This is a genomic window from Oceanirhabdus sp. W0125-5 (assembly GCF_027938815.1).
Taxonomy (GTDB): domain Bacteria; phylum Bacillota; class Clostridia; order Clostridiales; family Clostridiaceae; genus Oceanirhabdus.
This window is the reverse complement of the sequence record NZ_CP115913.1, coordinates 4,469,132-4,490,766: the sequence shown is the minus strand read 5'-3', so window position 1 is coordinate 4,490,766 and position 21,635 is coordinate 4,469,132. Positions and strand designations below refer to the sequence as shown.

At 31.4% G+C, this 21,635-nt stretch carries 9 protein-coding genes; 5 read left to right on the top strand and 4 right to left on the bottom strand.

Features of this window, described 5'->3' with window-relative positions:
• Positions 1-31: 31 nt before the first annotated feature.
• On the top strand, positions 32-673 hold the full coding sequence (locus OW730_RS21000; RefSeq protein WP_271226003.1) for a hypothetical protein: 642 nt from the start codon (positions 32-34) through the stop codon (positions 671-673).
• 559 nt (positions 674-1,232) lie between these two features.
• Entirely contained in the window at positions 1,233-1,697 is a 465-nt protein-coding gene (locus OW730_RS20995; protein WP_271226002.1) for a GNAT family N-acetyltransferase, read from the top strand.
• A 208-nt stretch (positions 1,698-1,905) separates the two neighbouring features.
• On the opposite strand, the gene gltX is transcribed toward OW730_RS20995, so the two are convergent.
• Together gltX and OW730_RS20985 are read right to left on the bottom strand one after the other, a co-directional pair.
• Positions 1,906-3,369, bottom strand: coding sequence for a glutamate--tRNA ligase (gene gltX / locus OW730_RS20990; protein ID WP_271226001.1), 1,464 nt, complete (start codon positions 3,367-3,369; stop codon positions 1,906-1,908).
• A gap of 244 nt (positions 3,370-3,613) precedes the next feature.
• Complete coding sequence (locus OW730_RS20985) at positions 3,614-4,843, bottom strand: 6-phosphofructokinase (protein ID WP_271226000.1); 1,230 nt, start codon at positions 4,841-4,843, stop codon at positions 3,614-3,616.
• Positions 4,844-5,240: 397 nt separating this feature from the next.
• On the opposite strand from OW730_RS20985, the gene OW730_RS20980 reads away from it, so the two are divergent.
• Together OW730_RS20980 and OW730_RS20975 are read left to right on the top strand one after the other, a co-directional pair.
• Positions 5,241-6,134 carry an MBL fold metallo-hydrolase gene (locus tag OW730_RS20980; protein ID WP_271225999.1) on the top strand — a complete coding sequence of 298 codons (894 nt, stop codon included), beginning with the start codon at positions 5,241-5,243 and terminating at the stop codon, positions 6,132-6,134.
• Between the two features lie 10 nt (positions 6,135-6,144).
• Positions 6,145-6,885 carry a SprT-like domain-containing protein gene (locus OW730_RS20975; RefSeq protein WP_271225998.1) on the top strand — a complete coding sequence of 247 codons (741 nt, stop codon included), beginning with the start codon at positions 6,145-6,147 and terminating at the stop codon, positions 6,883-6,885.
• Positions 6,886-7,608: 723 nt separating this feature from the next.
• Here the strand turns inward: OW730_RS20975 and ltaE are convergent.
• Complete coding sequence (gene ltaE, locus OW730_RS20970; RefSeq protein WP_271225997.1) at positions 7,609-8,637, bottom strand: low-specificity L-threonine aldolase; 1,029 nt, start codon at positions 8,635-8,637, stop codon at positions 7,609-7,611.
• Positions 8,638-8,676: 39 nt separating this feature from the next.
• The gene (gene hypF, locus OW730_RS20965; RefSeq protein ID WP_271225996.1) at positions 8,677-10,977 is read right to left on the bottom strand and encodes a carbamoyltransferase HypF; all 2,301 of its coding nucleotides are present in this window, start codon (positions 10,975-10,977) and stop codon (positions 8,677-8,679) included.
• Between the two features lie 522 nt (positions 10,978-11,499).
• Between hypF and OW730_RS20960 the strand changes: the two genes are divergently transcribed.
• Entirely contained in the window at positions 11,500-21,627 is a 10,128-nt protein-coding gene (locus OW730_RS20960) for a zincin-like metallopeptidase toxin domain-containing protein (RefSeq protein WP_271225995.1), read from the top strand.
• The last annotated feature ends 8 nt before the right edge of the window (positions 21,628-21,635 follow it).

The following is a 21,635-nucleotide window of genomic DNA, read 5'->3' as shown; positions in this document are numbered from 1 at the left end:
ATTGTATTATATTCCTAAATGGAGGTTGTTTATGAAGGTAATAAGAAAAGTTTTTGTAAGTATGGCTGTATTTATGTTCTTAATAAATAGTATTAATTCAAGTTGTTTTGCTAATAATGGTGAGAATTATGAGAGTGAATATAATAAGATAACAATTAGCGATGGAATGTATACTATAGTGTTTTCTGATAGTGAGTATTATGTGTTTGATGAACATGAGATGTTAGTTGAGAATAATGAGGCTAACTATATACATAGCATTTTTGAAAGTAATGGAGAGGTTTATTTAATCAATATTATTTATGAATGTGAAGAGTATAGGTGGCAGCTTTTTAAATTGAATATTGGTACAGATAAGGGATTTGAAATAATTGAGGACAAGGCATATGAGATTTTTAATACTGAAACTAATGGAATAGTTGTTGTAAATAATATAGGGGATAATATATTTGAGTTCAAATATTCAAATGAAACAGGCGAGGATAAAAGTATTAAACTATCTCTGGATGGATTCAACGATTATGGTAGCCTAAGAAATGTTAAGGAAATAGATATTAGAGAATACAGTATTTTGTTTTTAACATTAGCTGGAGAAGCAATAGAATATAATTTTATTTTTGAAAAGTTTAATAAGATAACGGATGACTTTGTGTGGAGTCTTGGTGAAGTGTAATACAAAAGCATAGTGGACAATTGACAACTGACAGTGGACAACGGAGGACATTTCATTCCATGAAATTTTAATCTTATTCTTCTTTGGATTAAATTGCTTTTACTCGTTTCATTTTGGATGAGACATTGGAGTTTGGATTAGACTTTGATTGTGGAAAAGAGATATACACAAAAAGTGATTATAGAGTTAAACTATAATCACTTTTTTATGCAAAAGTGTATAGGGTAAGGGTAGATATCCTCTTACCTATCTCTCTTTTTTAAAAAGCCGTTGAAAAAATATTATGGAATAATTGGTAAAATAATTATAAAAATACAGAAAAAGTTTTCAACGATATTTTAAAAAAGAGAATTATGATGAAAATTTTCAGAAATTCATGCTGTGTTATATTTTCCTTAAGTGTTAAATTGTTGAAATAAATATGTGAGTTCTGTATAATTAGATAGATAAGAATAATTGAAGCACGACGTATTTGTAATGTGCAATAAGAAAAATTTAGTAATATCACCGTAATAGTAAAATATTGCGAAATTAACTTAAGATTAGGGGTGTATTTTATATGGAAATAACAGTTATAAAGGGAAGTATAAATTATATAGATGATTGTGAGGAGGCATTAGTAAATTCAGAACTGGGAAAAAGATATTTTTCAGAAAAGGGAAAAGCTCGAAAAGCATTAGAAGAAGGATTTAACGAAAATGATATATATGTCGCAATAGACAATAATAACAACTGTAAGGGATTTGTATGGGTTATATTAAATGGAATCTTCCATATGCATCCTTATGTACATATTATTGCTGTCAAAAGTGAAAATCGTGGTCAGGGAATAGGAAAAATGCTCTTAAAATTTATTGAGGATGTTTATTATAAAAAATATTCAAAACTATTTTTAGTAGTAGGCGATTTTAATCCAGATGCAAAAAGATTGTACAAAGATATAGGATATTCAGTAATTGGTGATATACCTAACTTATACAGACAAGGTATAACGGAATCTTTGATGATGAAGTCAAAAGAATAATGATTCCCAAACTTCTCATTTAATACATTAAAAATATCCCATTATCAAACTCTGTTTAAACATTACTAAGATTTTAAATACAATATTTTATCAAAGATAAAATGAGTTAAACTATATTGTCATAAAGAACAAAAAAAATAAAGCTTCTGCCCACAAAGGCAGAAGCTTTCATAGTTGTCAATTGTCCGTTGTCAACTGTCAACTTATTTTAAAGGTTTGCTTTTAAAAGCTCAATTCCTTTTTCAATTCTATTTAAAGATTCTTCTTTTCCAAGTACGTCTGCTAAATCGAAAGCACCACCTGGAGTTGAAGCTACTCCAGAAAGAGCAGTTCTTAGCGGCCATAACATTTGACCGTTCTTAATTCCAAGCTCTTTAACGAATGACATAATAATTTCGTGAATTGAATCTTTATTCCAATCTTGAATATCCTTAAGAACAGGTAATGCCTTTTCAAGGCTTTCAAGTGAATTTTCTGGTGTTGTCTTCATCTTCTTATGAACATAAAGATCTATGCTATACTCAGGTAACTCATTGAAGAATGAAATCTTCTCAGGAATCTCAGTAAGAACCTCAAGTCTTGATTGAACCATTGCACCTATCTTTTTAAGATCTAAAGACTCTTTAGTGATTGCTTTTTCAAGATAAGGTTTAGCGATCTCAAAGAAAGCATCGAAATCCATGTTTTTAATGTATTCACCATTCATCCATCTGAATTTCTTCATATCGAAAACTGCAGGTGATTTATTGATGCTCTTATAATCAAATATCTTAACTAGCTCTTCAAGTGAGAAAATCTCTTCATTTGTTCTAGGGTTCCATCCCAGTAAAGCTACAAAGTTAACTATTGTATCAGCTAAGAATCCTTGTTCAATTAAATCTTCATAAGAAGAGTGTCCGCTTCTCTTACTTAACTTCTTGTGGTTCTCATCAGTTATTAAAGGTACGTGTACATATGTAGGAACTTCCCATCCGAATGCTTCGTAAAGTCTGTTGTACTTTGGTGAAGAAGAAAGGTATTCATTTCCACGTACAACGTGAGTTATTTCCATAGTGTGGTCATCTACAACATTTGCGAAGTTGTAAGTTGGGAAACCGTCAGATTTTATAAGAACCATATCATCTAATTCACTGTTATCAACTTCGATTGTTCCATAAATTTCATCAGTGAATGATGTTTTACCTTCTGTAGGGTTGTTTTGTCTAATTACATATGGTTTACCTTCAGCAAGGTTTTTCTCGATTTCTTCCTTTGAAAGGTGAAGACAATGTTTATCGTATTTAACGATTTCTTTTGAATCAGGGTCACCTTTAAGAGAGTCTAATCTTTCTTTAGTACAGAAGCAGTAGTATGCTTCACCTTTTTCAACAAGTTCTTTAGCGTGCTCAAGATACATTCCTGATTTTTGTCTTTCGCTTTGAACGTATGGACCATAGCCTTTATCTTTATCTGGACCTTCATCATGAATAAGACCAGTATTTTCTAAAGTTCTGTAGATTATATCTACTGCACCTTCAACGTATCTTTCTTGGTCTGTATCTTCAATTCTTAATAAGAAATCTCCATCTTCATGTTTTGCAATTAAATATGCATATAAAGCTGTTCTCAAGTTACCAACGTGCATTCTACCTGTTGGACTTGGAGCAAATCTTGTTCTGATTTTATTAGCCATAATTTCACTCCTTAGATTTATCTATAGATATCTTACCGTGAAATTAATAAATGCATGTTCCAAAATCTCAATGGTTTAATGAGTTATGGACTTGCATTTATTATTATTGAACTTAGATATCTATACATAGATATTATAGTAAGAACGAATTTTAGTCAAGAACGTTCTCTATGGTGATATAGTACAAATGCACAAACATAAGGAACTCCATACAAATGGAGTTCCAGGCGATAAATATATTATATTAGGATATCAATTCTCTCAAAGTCAGAAACTTAGGGAGTCCGTTTTCAAGTATGAAATTCGGCTGACCTTGTATGAGAGGAGAGATATATTCAAGGGCACTGTCGTTAAGGTGATTACTCTCAGAGTTTATCCAATCTGTAGGAACATATTTTATCTGATTTGCAATATTTGATGTATGAATTATAATTGGTTCACACATATAAGGGAATGAAGATGTTCTTCTTAAAGCTACCATCATTCCATTTTCTCCATAAGTAGAGTATTCTAAAGCTGCTTCTCCAAGTGAGAATGATTCATCAATATCTCTTTGTGATGCACAGTGCATAGCGCATCTTTGAGAAGTGGAAATCTCAAGAGAACGAACTTTTGAAACTATTCCTTTTTCAATAAGGATATGTTTTAGGTAAGCTCCTACTCCTCCAAGTTGAACGTGACCAAAAGTATCTTTTTTACTTTGAGTATTTAGTTCACTAATAAATGTTCCTTCAGCATTTCTAATTCCTTCAGATACTACAACAAATACATTATCTTGAGTTTCAAGTTTCTTCTTAACATCCATTAAGAATTTCTCTTCATTGAAAATGCTTTCTGGAAGATAAATATAGTCAACAACACATTTGTTATTAATTCTTGCAGCGATTGCTGATGCAGCAAGCCATCCAGTATCTCTACCCATAGTTTCTACAATAAATACATTTTTCTTGCAATAAACATTTGTATCAAGATAGTTTTCTAAAATTGTTGAAGCTATGAATTTTGCAGCACTACCATAGCCAGGTGTATGATCCATTATTGGTAGATCATTGTCGATAGTCTTTGGAATTCCAAAGAATTTCAAATTTTTATTTTTAAGTTCAGCGTAGTTAGAAAGTTTATTAACAGTATCCATAGAGTCATTTCCACCTGCATAGAAGAAAGTCTCTATATTGTTTTTTTCCATTATTTCAAATAAACGATCATATTCTTCAGTACATGAATTAACATCTTTTAACTTATATCTGCATGAGCCAAGTGCTGCAGCAGGAGTGTATTTAATAGTCTCTATTTGTTCATTTGTTAAGCTTGATAAGTTGAAGAACTTCTCCTGAAGTATTCCTTCAATACCATTTAAGCCAGCAAAAACGTTATCATAATAGTTAATCTTATTGTTCTTTGCAACAACTCCCATTACACTAGCGTTGATTACAGAAGTTGGTCCACCTGATTGAGCGATAATACAATTTCTCATAACAATCCCCTTTCCTTAATGTGAGATTTTATATATTAAATGTAGTATACTATATATCCTAATATGTAATAAGTATATATGATACTTGTCTATTAAATCTACAGAATAAAAACAAGGAACATTTGGATAATATTCGCTTGCTCGATTTCATTATAATATAAAGTAGCTTAATTATGCAATATGTTATACGAAAAAAGTTTCTGAAATTAATTATAGGTATTAAATTAATATATAATACATATAAAACAAGCTATAATGTATATCATATAGAGCAAAGAATAAAGGATAGAGAAAGAAGAGCAAAGAACAAATATTGAATTGCTATTGATTAGGTTGTAGAGAAGTAAAGTATATAGATGATATAATGGTTAAGAGAAATTAATAGAAGGTGATAGTAATGAATATTGATAAAATTATAGGAAACACATATATGATTTCAGCCCCAACTAATATTGGGATATATACTTTTAAGAATAAAGATGCTTTGATAATAGATACAGGAACAGGAAAGGCTTTCGGAAAAAAGATACTTAAGATTATAAATGAAAATCAGCTTAAAGGAAGATATATAATAAATACTCATAATCATAGTGATCATTGTGGGGGAAATTCATTTATAAAAGAGAATTGTCCTAATTTGCTAATATATGCTTCTTATGAAGAAAGATTACTTATTGAGAATTATGAATTGGGTGCTTTCATAACATATGGAGGAAATTCTATTGAGAAGATGAAAGACAAGAATAAGTTTAGTAAGGTGGATAATACTATTGAACAAGGGAAATTAGAACTAAACAATAAGGCCTTTGAGGTAATATCTCTACCGGGACATACATCAGATGGTATAGGTATAATTACTCCTGATAATGTAGCTTTTTTAGGTGATAGTATTTTCTCAGAGAGCATACTTAAAAAATATTCACTAGCATATGTATTCAACATAGAGGCTTTTCTAGATTCATTAGAAAAGATTAAAAGTTTATCATGCCAAAAATATGTTTTAGGACATGGTGATAAAGTTTATAATGATGAGGAAATGAAAGAATTAATAGAAATTAATCGAAATAATATATATAAATATGAGAAAGAAATATGTGATGCACTTAATAATCCAATGACACAGGAGGATTTAATGGAACACATATTCATATTGAATGATCTTAACTTAAATCAGAAACAGTATTATCTGAACAGAACAACAATGAATGGATATATAACATACTTATTAAATAAAGAAAAAATTGAAAGTACTATTGAAAGTGGTAAACTGTACTTTTATACAAAAGAGTAAGGGGGATAAGATGGAGTTAAACATAGCTCATAGAATACTATCATCAGAAGATGTGATTAGTAAAAGAGAAGAAATAAAGAAGCTCTTTATTAAGAAGTCAATGAACTATTTGGAATATGGACTGGTTGACTTATCTGCTGTTGATATAAAGATACTATTTAACTTATATGATGATATCTTTTTTGAAGGGATTTTTAAAAATAACGATACTAATGTAAAGTTTTCAATATCAAGCAGAATGACCTCTGCAGCAGGTAAAACTATAGCTAAAACTCGAAATGGTAGACTTATTAATGATTTTGAAATTCGATTATCAAAGGTGTTCTTCAATAATTTATTAAGAACAGAAGAAGATAGAGAAGTGTGTGGATTAAAATGTGAGGATAGATTAATGGCAGTGATGCTAATAATGGAACATGAATTAATCCATCTTCTTGAATTTATTTTATATGGGAATAGTAATTGTTCTAATTCAAGATTTAAACTTATTGCAAATAATCTTTTTGGACACACAAGATCATATCATAAATTACCTAATAATAGAGAGGTATTAAAAAGAGATAAAAATATGGTATTAGGAGATAAGGTTTCATTTGACTTCAAAAATGAAAAATTAGAGGGAATACTTTATAAAGTTAATAAAAGAGCCGTTGTTATGGTAAAGAGTGACAATGGAAGGTATAGTGATAAGAAGGGCAATAGGTATGAGAAATTTTATGTACCTTTAGATAGATTGAAGAAAGAACTTTAAACAAATGTATAATGGATAATTGATAATGTAGAATGATGGATGTTTCTGACCCGGTTGGGCAGAAACTACATCTTATTGTTCTAAAGAACTGCAAAGGTTTACTCATTTTATCTTTAGATAAAATATCGTATTTTAAATACGATGTTTTACCAAAGGTAAAACGAGTAAACCTTATTTGTCCAAGGAGTAATATAATTAAAATTTCACGTAGTGAAATATCAATCATTATACATTTTGCATTTTACATTATGTTTTTGTTAAGTTTTCTATTTGATTCAAACTTATATTGTTCTCAACATACTCTAAAGGGAATAAAAGTTTTTATATCAACAAAAACAAAAAGCCTCTGTGGGGGAGGCTTTTGTTAATGGCATATAACATATTCTCAAGTAGTTACTTTGAGCTTCATGCTCTGATTTAATAAATATTATGTGGTTAGTGGTTATATAGGTTCTAGTGGGACGCGACCTATTGAGCATGAAATGTTATATTGAGCCGTGATTTTTAAAATTGTGGCATATTATGATTAAAAATATATAATTTATAATATTGTTATGTGCTATTAAAAGTTGTATATCATTTTTATGCTTTAAATGTGACAACAAATTGTGACATTTGTTATTTATATGGTATCACAATATTGTGAATTTATCAATTATTTATTTGAAAGAAAACAATATTATAAAAATTCAATCAGATGAAATAAATATTGCATATGGATAGTTATTCCATGATTTCTTTCATTTTGCTTATTAGTCTATCAATGTCTTCTTTTGATGTCCAATAACTGGTTACAAAGCGCATTAAACCTTCTTCAGCAGGATTGATTTTTATGTTATGTTTTAATAATTCTTCCATAAGTTTAATGCTGTCAAATTCATTGAGTTTGAAAAAGACCATATTAATATGAATGGAATCATGTAAGACTTCTATGTTTTTGAACTCTTCTAGTCTTTTAGCGAGATATAGTGCTGTTTCATGATCTTCTCCGATTCTCTCAGCCATATCAGTTAAGGCTAGTATTCCAGCTGCCGCTATGAAGCCTGCTTGGCGTAACCCACCTCCTAGGAGTTTACGTGCTTTTTTTGCTCTTTCAATAAATTTTCTATCCCCTGCAAGGACTGAGCCTATAGGAGCGCATAAACCTTTTGATATACATACATTAACTGTATCACAGAACTGAGTGAGTTCTTTCACATCTTTATTCAAATAGGCAGCTGCATTGAATAAGCGAGCCCCATCTAAATGTACAGGGACATTCTTCTCTTTTCCAACCTTATATATTTCCTTCATATTTTCAAGTGAAATAACTCTACCGTTAGAGTGTGCATTCTCCAAGCAGATTAGTCCAGTTGAAGGGTAATGAATATCATCTTCTTCTCTTCTTATTCTTTCTTTAATATGTAGTGGATTCATCTCTCCTTTAGAACTTTGGATAGGCCTTAATTGAACACCGCTAATAACAGCAGCCGCACCTACTTCGTGTTGAATAATATGACAATCTTCCCCTAGGATTACTTCGTTTCCTCTTTTGCAGTGAGTAAATATTGCAAGCTGATTTCCAAAAGTTCCAGAAGGAACTAATAATGCAGCTTCTTTTCCAAGAATCTCTGCTGCTATTTTTTCAAACTTGTTTACTGTAGGGTCATCCCCATATACATCGTCTCCAACTTCAGCTTCGAACATTGCTTTTCTCATATCATCTGTTGGTTGTGTTACAGTATCGCTTCTAAAATCAATAAATTTATTCATCGTATCATCTCCTCACATAATTATTTTTTTATTATGTTTTTACAATTCTTTAATCTGATGCCATGCGTATATTAGTTGACCTAAAGATATTCCTCCATCATTACATGGATAATCTTTATGAGTGTACACATTAAATGATAATGGTGTTAATTTCTGTATACAACTCTCTAAGATATATGAGTTTTGAAATACTCCGCCACTTAAGCAAATATCATTAATATTAATCTCATCTCTTATAGATAAACATATATCTACAATTATATTAACTATAGTATTATGAAATTTTAGTGATATTATTTCCTTTGGGACATAATTTAAAATATCTTTTGAAATATCACATATTAATTCTGACACTCCAATAATTTTAAGTCCATCATTCTCATTAATTACATGTTCATAAGAGTCATCACTTTTGATATTTAGATTCCATAATAATTCTTGAAGCTCTATTGATGCTTGCCCCTCATAAGTAGATTTATCACATACAGATATAAGAGATGATATGCAATCAAATAATCTTCCTAAACTTGATGTTGTAAAGGTATTTATTTTTTTATTAAGTAATGTGATTATGGTGTTTGTATCAATTTCTTTATCAGTTATACTTGAGAGAACATTTTCAAATTCGTTTTCAGTTAAGTTACTACAAGATTTTTTAAAAGCCTGGTTAAGATAAGCAACAGCTATCTTCCAAGGATTCTTAATAGCTGATTCTCCTCCTTGAATATCCATGTATTCAAAGTGTGCATATCTTTTATATTCATTCACATCACATATGAAGAATTCGCCACCCCAAACTTTACCGTCATCGCCATAGCCTGTTCCATCAAAAGCTATACCTATAACTTTTTTATGAAGTAGGCTATTTTCAGTCATGCAGCTTAATATATGAGCATAGTGATGCTGGACGGAAAGTTTCTTTGCTTTAAATTCATTGCTATAGGTTGTAGTGAAATATGCAGGATGATTATCATAAACTACAACTTCAGGTTGAAAATCATATATCCTTGAAAAGTGTTCAAGGTTCTTTTTGTAGAGTATTATATTATCGTAGCTCTCAAGATCTCCGTTATATTGACTCATGAATATGTTATCTTCTTTGGAAAATGAAAAAGTATTTTTCATGTTTGGTCCAAGTGCTAAAATACTGTTCATTTTCACGTGTTTAAGTGGAAGAGGAACGTAACCGCGAGCTCTCCTAAGTGTTTGTGTTCTATCTCCAACAATCCTTACTATTGAATCATCAATAGGTGTATGTATATCTCTATTATGAAAGAGAAAATAATCAGCTATTGAAGAAAGATTTTCTCTTGCACCTTCATTTGTATATTCAAGAGGAAGAGAAGTTATATTGGCACTTGTCATAACAAGGGCAGTTATATCTCCTTTAAAAAGAAGTTTATGAAGAGGAGTATAAGGCATCATAACACCACAAGTATTTACATTAGGTGCTAGCTCTAATGGGAAAAGCTCAGCTCCGCGTTTCTTTTCAATAATAACTATAGGTCGTTCTTTACTTCTTATAAGTTCTTCTTCGGCAGTGTTAATAATATATCCTCTCTTTAACACCTCAGGATTATCAACCATTATTGCAAAAGGTTTAAAAGGACGATTCTTTCTAAGACGAAGAGTTTGTAATGCTTCTTTATCATAAGCATTACAGCAAAGATGGAATCCACCTAATCCTTTTATAGCTAAAATCTTTCCTTTAAGAAGTTCCTTTCTGGTAAATTCAAGGGGATTATCACATTCTATTCTCTCTCCTTTTGATGATTCAATCCACAGTTTAGGACCACATTCATCACAGGCATTTGGTTGTGCGTGGAAACGTCTATCTAATGGATTCTCATATTCCTCAGTACACTCTGTGCACATAGGAAATTTACTCATGGTTGTTTCACATCTGTCATAAGGGATATTCTTAATAATTGTAAACCTTGGACCACAATTTGTGCAGTTTGTAAATGGATATTCATAACGTTTGTTCATTGGATCAGAGATATCATTGAAACAATCTTCACATGTTGATATATCTGGTGATATCAAGGTAACTTTATTTTTATTATCTTCACTTGTTTTTATAGTAAAATCCTTAAAACCAGTTATTGCAAGTTCTTCAATCTGAATATCAGTTATTTTAGCCAAGGGAGGAGGTGAGGATTGAAGTAATGTAACAAGATTTGATATATTTTCATCGGTACCCTCTACATCTACGAAAACTCCTTCACTTGTGTTATTAACCCATCCTTTAAGGTTATTTTTAACTGCAATTTTATAAACATAGGGTCTGAATCCTACTCCTTGTACAATTCCACTTATCTTTATGAAATTTCTTTTCATTGTATGTACCTCTCAAAAGTGTATGCTTATAGAAATATATATTTAGAATATTCTTTAAATTATATATACATTTTATCATGGAATTTATGTTGAGACTAGAAATAAATAAAATCCAGCATTTTATAAAAGGAATAAAAGTGCCATGAAAAAAAGATTAAGTGGTTAAAAAAAATAGAACTAATAATATTAAATAATTACATTAAAAATTTTACTAATATGATATGTGGGTATTTAAATTAAAAGAGTTTCCATACTTTTCATAGGTGTTAAATAAAAGTAAATCATAGTTTTTTTCTTTAAAAAATTAAAATATTATTAATTATTATTAAAAAAAAGCTAATATTTTAGAGTTTTCCATGATTTCATTAAAAATTAAGAAAATATGCAAAATGCGACAAAAAAATAAATGTTATGATGTGATTTTTGTAAATGTGATTAAATATATAATGTGGTTAAAAATGGTTGAAAAAAACCGTGGAAAATGTTATCCTTTATAAGAAAAAAATGCCAAAGGAGAGAAATATGAAGAAAAAAAGTATACGTATTCTTTCCATCTTTTTATGTTTAATACTGTTTATAGAATTTAATTCTACGGCAGTATTTGCCCTATCGGAAAATATGGAAAGAGGGAAAGGTAAAATTCAAAATAAGGAAATAGAGTTTCAAAGCAACAAGAAGCAAAATGGAAAAAGTAAATTTAAACCTGAGAAGAAGGAAGTTAAAAACGAAAGAATTGTAAAAATACCACCAGGATTAAAGAAAAACGAAGAAAAACTAGAAAGGTGGAAAAATAAGAAAGAAATAAATGAGAAAAGAACATTCAACAGTAAATCATACAAAAATGATGATGGAACTGTTTCAAATGTAATTTTTCTTGAGCCTATTCATATAAAAGAATCAGGTAAATTCGTGGATATTAAAAATAATCTTATTAACCTTTCAAAGAACAAAAATGAAAAGGTATATAAGAATGAAAGAGGAATCTTTGATGTAAGTTTTAAAAATGGAAAGAATAATAATCCAGATATCAAGATTCAAAAGGATGGAAGCTATATAATTAAAACACCAAAAAAAGCAGATACAAGGTATATGGCTGTTGAAGGAAGTCAAATAATATATGGTGGAGAATCACCTTTAGTTGACTATCTATATACAGTAAATAATACATCTGTAAAAGAGGATATTGTACTGTACAACTACACAGAAAATAATCAATTCTACTATGAACTAAACATTAGTGAAGATTTAGAATTAAAACTACAAAATAATAGAATACTAGCATTAAAAAAAGATACTAAAGAAGTAATCTTCGCTATTTCAGCTCCTTATATGAAGGACAGGGAAGGTAATACAAGTGAAAAATTAGAATTAACATTAGAGAAAAAAGCAGATAAATACGAAATTAAGCTAACTGTTGATGAAGAATGGCTAAAGGATCCAATGAGGGTATATCCAGTGTCCATTGACCCAACAGTTAAAATTCCTAGTGGAGATATCTATGATACTTACGTTCAGGAAGGTCCAACAGATTATTCACAAGAAGATGCTTCTATGATTTATGTTGGATATGATGATGGAATAGCAAGTACAAATGGGAAGTATTTAAAGAAAAGAACAAGAGGGCTTATAAAATTTAATCTTCCAGCTGAAATCTATGGAGATGTAGAAATTGACACAGCACAATTGATCTTATATAAATATACTTCTTGGGCAAATGAAGAAAGCACTATTTATGCATATAGAACTACTGAGGAATTTGGTGGACATGTTTTTTGGAATGACTATCCAGATAATGAGTATAAAAGAGGTCAGCCTGATTGGGATTCAGGTCGTCCATATGCAAGTGCTATTATTAAAGATCCAGTAGGCCATTATTCTTGGAATATTAATGAGATAGTTCAGCATTGGGTAGAGAATAATGATAATAACGGATTAGTTCTTGTTATGAGTAATGAGGTTAATCAAGGGGACGTGTTCTATTCTACAGATTACTCAAAAGGAACAGAGGATATGAAGCCTCACATAATAATCAACTATAAAGAAAAAGAGACAGAAGAACCAGGTCCAATAGAACCACCAGAAGCAGGTGAGCTTGAGCTGATTTTTGAAAGAAGTGGAATCAAAGATAATGGAACTGCTTACGGAAAAAATACACTTGAGTGGGAAGAATCAGAGAAAAATAAAGCAGAGATTACATATAGATTCATGCCTGATGGAAATGAGGTAACTATTACAGAAGAAGATTTTACAAGTTTTCAGTGGGAAACAGATAAGTTTGAGCCAGAAATGGATAAGGCTTATTGGCTTGAAGCAAATGTAAAAGTATATAACTATGTTGAACCAGAGGTTCCAGAAGAGGGTCTGCCTGGAGAAGAAGGTGGACAAGTTCTTGTTGAAAATGAAATAACAGATGAAGAAGGAGAAGTAGAAGGAACCTATGAGGAGGTTCTTAATGAAACATATACTTCAAATAAATTCATTGTATATCAGGTGCAGCCAGGTGATACCTTAAGAAGAATAGCAAAACATTACTTGGATGATGGAAGAAGATACACAGAAATTAAAGAGCTTAACAATTTACAAAGTGAAAAGCTAATAGTTGGTCAGAAACTATTTATCTATACAGAGAAAGAAGAGCCTTTAAATTATATGCAACCAGATACAGTTACAAAAGATATGGAGATGAAAGACTTTTTATCTGGTACATATATTAAAAATGCAGATATGGTTGGTCAATATATTAATTCTAATACTGGAGCATTTTTATATAGGAAGAATGATTTTTCTTTTAATGTATATAACAATATTTTAGATTTCACTAGAAGTTTCAGCTCAACTGTTGAAAACAGAAAAAGTCCAATAGGGGATTCATGGGATTACAGTTTAAATAAATATTTATTTTTCTACGAAGATGGAAAAATAGGATACAACACAGGTGATGGAGCTAGAATATACTATCAAAACAGTGGAAGTAATGAGTACAAGCCTACTATTGAAGGATATGAAGTTCTTTATGATAAAGGAACATATTATGAGTTAAAATATCCTGATAATTCAAGATATGAATTTGATAAGGAGAGCGGATTATTAACTTCAATAAAAGATAGAAATAATAATGAAATAACTGTTGAATATGATAATAATCATTGGCAGAATCTAATCAAAGATCCTGTAAACAGAAAAATAAGTTTTGAGTATTACACAGAAGGACAGTGGGTTGGAAATATAAAGAGAGTATCACTTCCAGATAGAACATATATTGAATTCTCATATGAACAGGGAAGTAACAGACTTTCAACTTTTTCTGATATGGAAAATAAGACAACTACTTATTCATATGACAGTAAAGGGAGAGTTAACAATATAACACTACCAGAGAGGAATACATTACTAATAAATACTTATGATAATAATGGTAGAGTTTCAAGTCAGGAAGATGGAGAAAAAAATGAAGTATCCTTAAGATATGAAGATAGGATTACTTTTTTCACAGATGCAAGAGACCTTGAATATGAATTTGAATTTAATGATAAATTTAAGACTATAAGAAAGATGTATCCTGACAAGAAGGTTGAAAACTATATATATGACTCCACAACAGGAGATTTAATCAAATTTATTGATAGAATGAGAAATACTCATAACTATAAATATAACGATTTAGGGTATGTAACTAAATATATAAAACCAAATGATAAATATACTGAGTACAGATATAAGAATGGCTACCTTACTGAATATGTAAAGGATTTTGAAGGAAATGAAAAGAGATATTATTACGATGGAAACAACAATCTAGATAAGGTGATAAGTTATATTAATGAGAATGGAACAAAAAAAGAAGTAGTAACTGATTACACTTTTACAAGAGAAGGATTATTATCCTATGTAAAGGATCCAGATAAAGTTGAAACATTCATTGATAATAGTGAATATCCACGTAAACAGATTATAGAAGATATAAATAAAAATAAAAACACATACTACTATGATACTCTTGGAAGATTAACAGGAATTAATACTCCAATGAATCAGGATACGAAAATAACCTATGACAGAAATGGAAACATTATTAATACCAAGTATCCAGGAGATAATGACACAGAAAGATATACAAGCTACACTTACGACCAAAATGGAAATAGAAAAAGTGAGACATCAAGCAGGAAAGTTGATGGAAGCTTTATTTCATTCGAGTATGACTATGATAAGAATGGAAGAGTAAAAACAATCACAGATCCATACTTGGAAACAGTAACATATGCCTATGATGGTAATGGAAATGTTTTATCAATAGAAGACCAGAAAAAATTTACCACAAAGTATGTATACAATAAAATGAACCAGGTAAAAGAAGTGTGGCAGCATGAAGATACATCTCCATCAGTAACATATGATTATGATGCACAAGGAAACATAATTAAAGCAAGTGAAAAAGATGGAGATTGGACTGAGTATCTTTATGACTATAATCGAAACAAAGTGGTTGTAAGCAACTCTGAGAATGTAGAAACTGAGTATCATTACAATGATATGGGAGCACTTAAAAAGCAAATACTGCCAGATGACCAGTATATTAGCTACACATATGACTCATTGAACAGAGTAACATCTATTGAGGAACCAGGAAATAAGAAAACAAAAATTCAATATACAGATGGTGGAAGAGTCAAAACCATAAACGAAAATGAAGCAGCAATATACGATTATGAGTATTTACAGGATGGTAAACTAAGTGGAATAAAAGAGAAGGTTAAGAATAACACTTCAAGTGCAAACAATGTATCAGCACAAGTGGGAGTAGTGGGAGTACAAATAGCTTCACTTGATGAACCTATAACAGATATTTATGATTCTTTAAATATTGCATTAGCTCTTGAAGAATCAGAAGAGGAGAAAACTTCAACTAATGAAATAGCTGTAGGAGTAAGTGCATATGCTGCAGATATGATTTCCTACAAAAGAGAATTCACTTATGATGAGAATGGAAACCTTAAAACAGTTAAAGATGAAAAAGGTGGAATAACTACTTATGAATACAATGAACTAAATAAAGTATCCAAAGTTATTGACCCACTAAACAATACAATTCAATATGATTATGATGAAGATGGAAATGTAAAAAAGGTTACAGATGGAAAGAATAATGAGACAATCTTACAATACGATGCCCTGAACAGAACTGATACAGTGAGAATACCTAAAGAGAACACTTCATATTCATATTTTTATGATGAAAGAGGACAACTTAAACATTTCACTGATCCAATGGGAAATACCACAACTTATGATTATGACCCTAGAGGAAGACTAAAAGAAGTAAGAACTGCTAATGAAGAACCTGTAAAATATAGTTACTATGATGATAATAACTTAAAGACTATATTGTATCCAAATGGAGAAAAGAAAGAGTTCCAATATGACGGATTAAACAGAGTAACAGGCTTTAAAGACAGAGCAGGAATTGAATTCACAATAGATTACAACGTGATGAGTAAACCAGAGCTTGTAACCGATAGTGTAGGAAACAAAACAGTGTATACCTATGACCAACTTGGAAGAGTAGAAAAAATTGGAGACGTACTTGGAAGAGAAAAAGTATTTACTTATAATAACCTAGATCAAGTTACAGCAATAAAAGGAATGGATTCAAACATAACAAGATACTCATATGACGGTAGAGGAAGAGTAACGGAAATAATAGACCCAGAGAACAAGGTTACAAAAATTGATTACGATCCATTAAACAACGTAAGTACAATAGTAAGCCCTGGAGACAGAGTATATAACTATGAATACGATGCAGTAGGAAACCTTACAAAAATACAGGATCCACTTGGAAACACAAGAGAATACAAGTATGATGAAAACAATCTTGTAAGAAGGATAATAAACGAGAATGGCTACTCAAAAGAGTATACCTATGATGCCTTAAACAATCTAAAAACATTAACAGATGAAAGAGGAAACACAACAGAATACGATTATCATCCAGGAGGGTATTTAAAAACAATCCAAGATCCTAGAGGAAACAAAACACAGTACGCTTATAACAGCTTAAATAAAGTTGAAAGTGTAACAAATGCTTTACAGGAAACAACAAACTATCACTACGATTCCATGGGAAGACTTGACCAAATAAAGGATGCAAAAGGGTTAATAACAGTATACGATTATAACTCAAACGATGCATTAAAGAGTGTTGTTGATAACGAAGGAAACTCAACAATAATGGAATACTATGATAACGGTGATCTGTGGAAGACAATAGACAGAGAAGGTAAAGTAACAGAATATGAATATGATAAGGTTCACAGAATAACAAAGGTTAAACAACCAGGAGGCCTTGAAGAGAACTTTGTTTATAATGCTATTAGTGGAAACATTGAAAAAATGTATAACAATGCTGGAGAGACAACAGAATACACTTATGACAGCATGCATAGACTTCTATCAAAAACAGAAGAAGGAATACACACAACAGCATATACCTATGACTTCTTCGGAAACCTTAAAACAAAAACAATGCCAGATGGAAAAGTAACAACATATGATTATGATGAGCTAGACAGAATAACAAGTGTTATAGATCCAGAAAATAAACTAACAAAGATTGACTACGATCCAATGGGGAATATAGCACAAATAGAAAACTCAAACAACATAACATATAACTTCAAATATGATGGAACAAACAATCTGACAGAAATGTTAGACTCACTAGGAAATAAAACAACATACGGATATGACGAAAACAATAACAAAATATCAATGATAGACCCAAAAGGACAAAAGTACCAATACAATTATGACCCACTAAACAGAGTGGATAGCATAATAGATCCAAATGGGAACACATCAGGCATAGGCTATGACAAGAACGGAAACACTACAAGCATAACAGACGGAAACAATAATACAACATATTATGAATATGATAACCTGAACAGACTAATAAAAGTCCAAGACCCAGAAGGAAATATAACAAGATACACATACTACAAAGATGGAAATCTGGAAACAATGACAGATGGAAACAATAACGTATCAAGATATTCCTATAACGAAGCAGGACTTTTAAAGAAATTCACAAACCCACTAGGAGAAACAAAAGAGTTTGAATACACATTATTAGGACAAGTAGATAAATTGATCAAAGGTGACGGAAACATAATAGACTATGAATACGACCAATTTAACAGACTTGATAAAATAATCTATCCAGACGAAAGCACAGTAGAATACGCATACGATGAAAATGACAGAAAAATAGCAATGAAAGACAACAATGGAGTATCAAACTACCAATATGATGACTTTGGAAGATTAACATACGTATCAGACTACAGTGGAGAAGAAGTATCATACCAATATGACGAAAAAGGAAGAAAGACCAAATTAATATATCCAGACGGAAAATTCGTAACATATCAGTATGATCACCATGACAGAATGACAGGAGTTATAGATAGAGAAGGAAGAAAAACAACCTATACCTATGACCAACAAGGAAGAAGAGAAAGTACATCACTACCAAATGGAATAACAACAAAGTACGAATATGATGAGCAGAACAGAACAAAACAAATAACAAACACAGACCAAGAAGGAAAAGAAGTTCTCAAACTCATATATCAATACGACGGAGCAGGAAACAAAATTCTCGAAGACAGATACGATGAGGACAAGCACTACAGAAGAGAATATACCTACTACAAAAACAACACAGTAAAATCCATGGTAGAAAGCGGAGACAATAACGCAGAATATCACTACCAATATGACGGAGCAGGAAACATAACAAAGAAAACCATCATAGAAAACGGAGAATCAAAAACATATACCTACGAGTATAACTCTGCAAACAGAATGGTAACAGAAAAAGAAAACGGACAAATAACAAGAAAATACAGATACGACCAAAACGGAAACAGAACACAAAGAATATTAGAAGGAGAAGAAAAAGACCAAAACATACAAGAACAAATAGCATCAATAAAAGCAGAAGCCCTAGAAAACGGAGAAGAAATAAACGAAGAAGAATTACTTAAAATGGCAGAACAAAAAAGTGAAGTAGCAGACTACTACTATTACAACTACGAAAACCAACTAGAAGAAATAGTAATTCACAACGGAAAAGTCTTCACATACGGCTACGACGGAGAAGGAAATAGACTATGGAGAACCTACAGCCAATACCCACTAGTCAAACCACCAGTAGAAGAAGGAGAAAGACTACAAGACCCAGCAGAATTCCCAGGCTACAATAAAGATAACACAAACGGGAAAACTAACAATGGAAAAGGGAATGAAAATAAGAATGAAAAAGCAAAAGGAAAAAATAAAACAACTTCCTATTTAGTCAAAGCACAAAAATTCTACTCATTCCAAAAAGTTAACCAAAAGGTCTCAGTTCCAAACATGAAAATAGTAGCAGCAAAAGGTGGAAACAAAGATAACACGGGTAACTCCAAAGATAACGGCAACAGTGGTGGTAACAACAGCGGAAACAGCGGAGGAAACAGCAGCTCAGGAAACTCTGACAAAGAAGAAGACAAAGGAAGCAGCAATGACTCCGAAGAAGACCCCAAAGACAACGGAAACAGTAGTAGTAAAGACGAAGACAAAGGAAACAGCAACAATAACGGAAATTCCAACAGTAACGATAACAAAGACAATAACAACGGAAACTCCGGAAACAACGACAAAGAAAATGGAAATAGCAACAGTAACGGAAACAGCAGTAATAATGGAAATGGAAACAGTAACAACAACGGCAACGGAAACAGCAACAATAATGGAAATGGAAACAGTAATAACAACGGTAACGGAAATAGCAATAAAGAAAATGGCAACAGCAACGAAAATAAAGGGAACGGCCAAGACAAAGACAAAACTAACAACGGCCAAGACAAAAATGAAAAAGAACAAGGCAAAGGCTGGGCAAAAGGCAAAAATAAAGATAAATCAAAAGGCAACAACGGAAAACACCTAGGGTGGTATAAGAATGGCAAAATAGATCCAAACAATCCAGGAGATACGCAACTACCAGCAGGAATAGACATGACCAACCCAGAAGTCTTTGAAGTAACAAAATATGTCAACGACATCAACCAAGAATATACCCAAGTGTTGATGACAAAAGACAAAGAAGACAACTACAGAGCAGCATATACTTACGGGTTAGAGCGAATAGGAGTAGAAGACCTAGTAAAAGTAGAAGGAAAACCAAATAATCCTCTATATTATCTACAAGATGCAATAGGAAGTACAATAGCAATAACAAACATGAACGCATCAATAATAGATAATAACAGGTTTGCACCATATGGAGAACCAATTTCACCAGTAGCGAAGAACGCAAGACTAACAAATAGCTACTACGGATATACAGGTGAAATGCATGATATAGAAGGAAGAATGTTGTATCTAAGGGCAAGATACTATGACTTTAACACAAGTCAGTTTATACAGCAGGATACAGTGTTAGGGGAAATAAAAAATCCATTAAGTAGAAATCTATATTCGTATGCACAAGGAAATCCATTAAAATATAGGGATCCAAGTGGAAACATACCAATACTGCCATTATTAATAAAAGCAGGAGCAGGTGGAGCAGCTGATTTAATGATGCAAGTAACAATGAATTACTTCTTTAATCCAGTAACAAAAGGAGATTTAGATAAGTCATTTGATGAAGTAAACTGGTGGCAAGTAGGAAGATCAGCAGCAGAAGCGTTAATACCATGGAAAACCCCAGGAGGAGTATTAGGAAAAGCAGCATTTGCAGCCGTAGGGGATGTAATGGCAAATGCCCTACATCAAGGATCAAATTATTCCAGAAAGAAAGCAATAAAAGATTTTGCTGGAGGATTTATAGGAGATCTAATAGGAAGTGGAATAGGAAAAATAATTGACAAATATGGATCAATGGCTGTAGCAAAAGGATTAAAGAAAATCGGAATAGATGATGATTTAATCAAAAAGATTACAGGAAAATCAGTGGAAGAAAGTACAGATATTGCTGAGAAATCCATAAAAGATGCCACTCAAACAACAGGATCTAAAGCTCTAGTAGATAATAACACATATAAGAATAGAGAAATAGAGATATATTCAGACAAAAATGGAATATCAATAGAAGCTGATAATCGAATTACTGAGCCGAGTAGAATGTTGCCAGAGAGTACAGCAAAGAGTAAACCTAAGAGTAAACCTAAGAGTAGTCAAGTTGCAGAAAGTTCTATATCTATGGATAATAGGCTTAAACAAAATGAATTTTTCGATAATGGAGAGAGAATAGCGACTACAAAGGAAATAAGAAATTATAAAAAACAAATGAAAAGCAAGGGAATTGATGTTGTAGTTGATAAAAAAGGCAAAATATTGACTGGAAATAAAGCGGCTGGATTTGATTATTCCAAAGGAACAATTTATATACAAAAGAAACCGGGTGTAATTGATTTGTTGCATGAAGGGTACCATGCAGAACAATTTCTAGAAGTTGGGCAAAAAGCATACATCGAATTAGGTTCATTAGTAAGAGAAGAATATGTATATAGTAGAATAATTAACAATAGTCATTTATTTAATGAGGCTGAATTAAAAGGTGCTTTTAAGTATATTTCTAAATTACGTAATGGATTTTAATGGAGGCA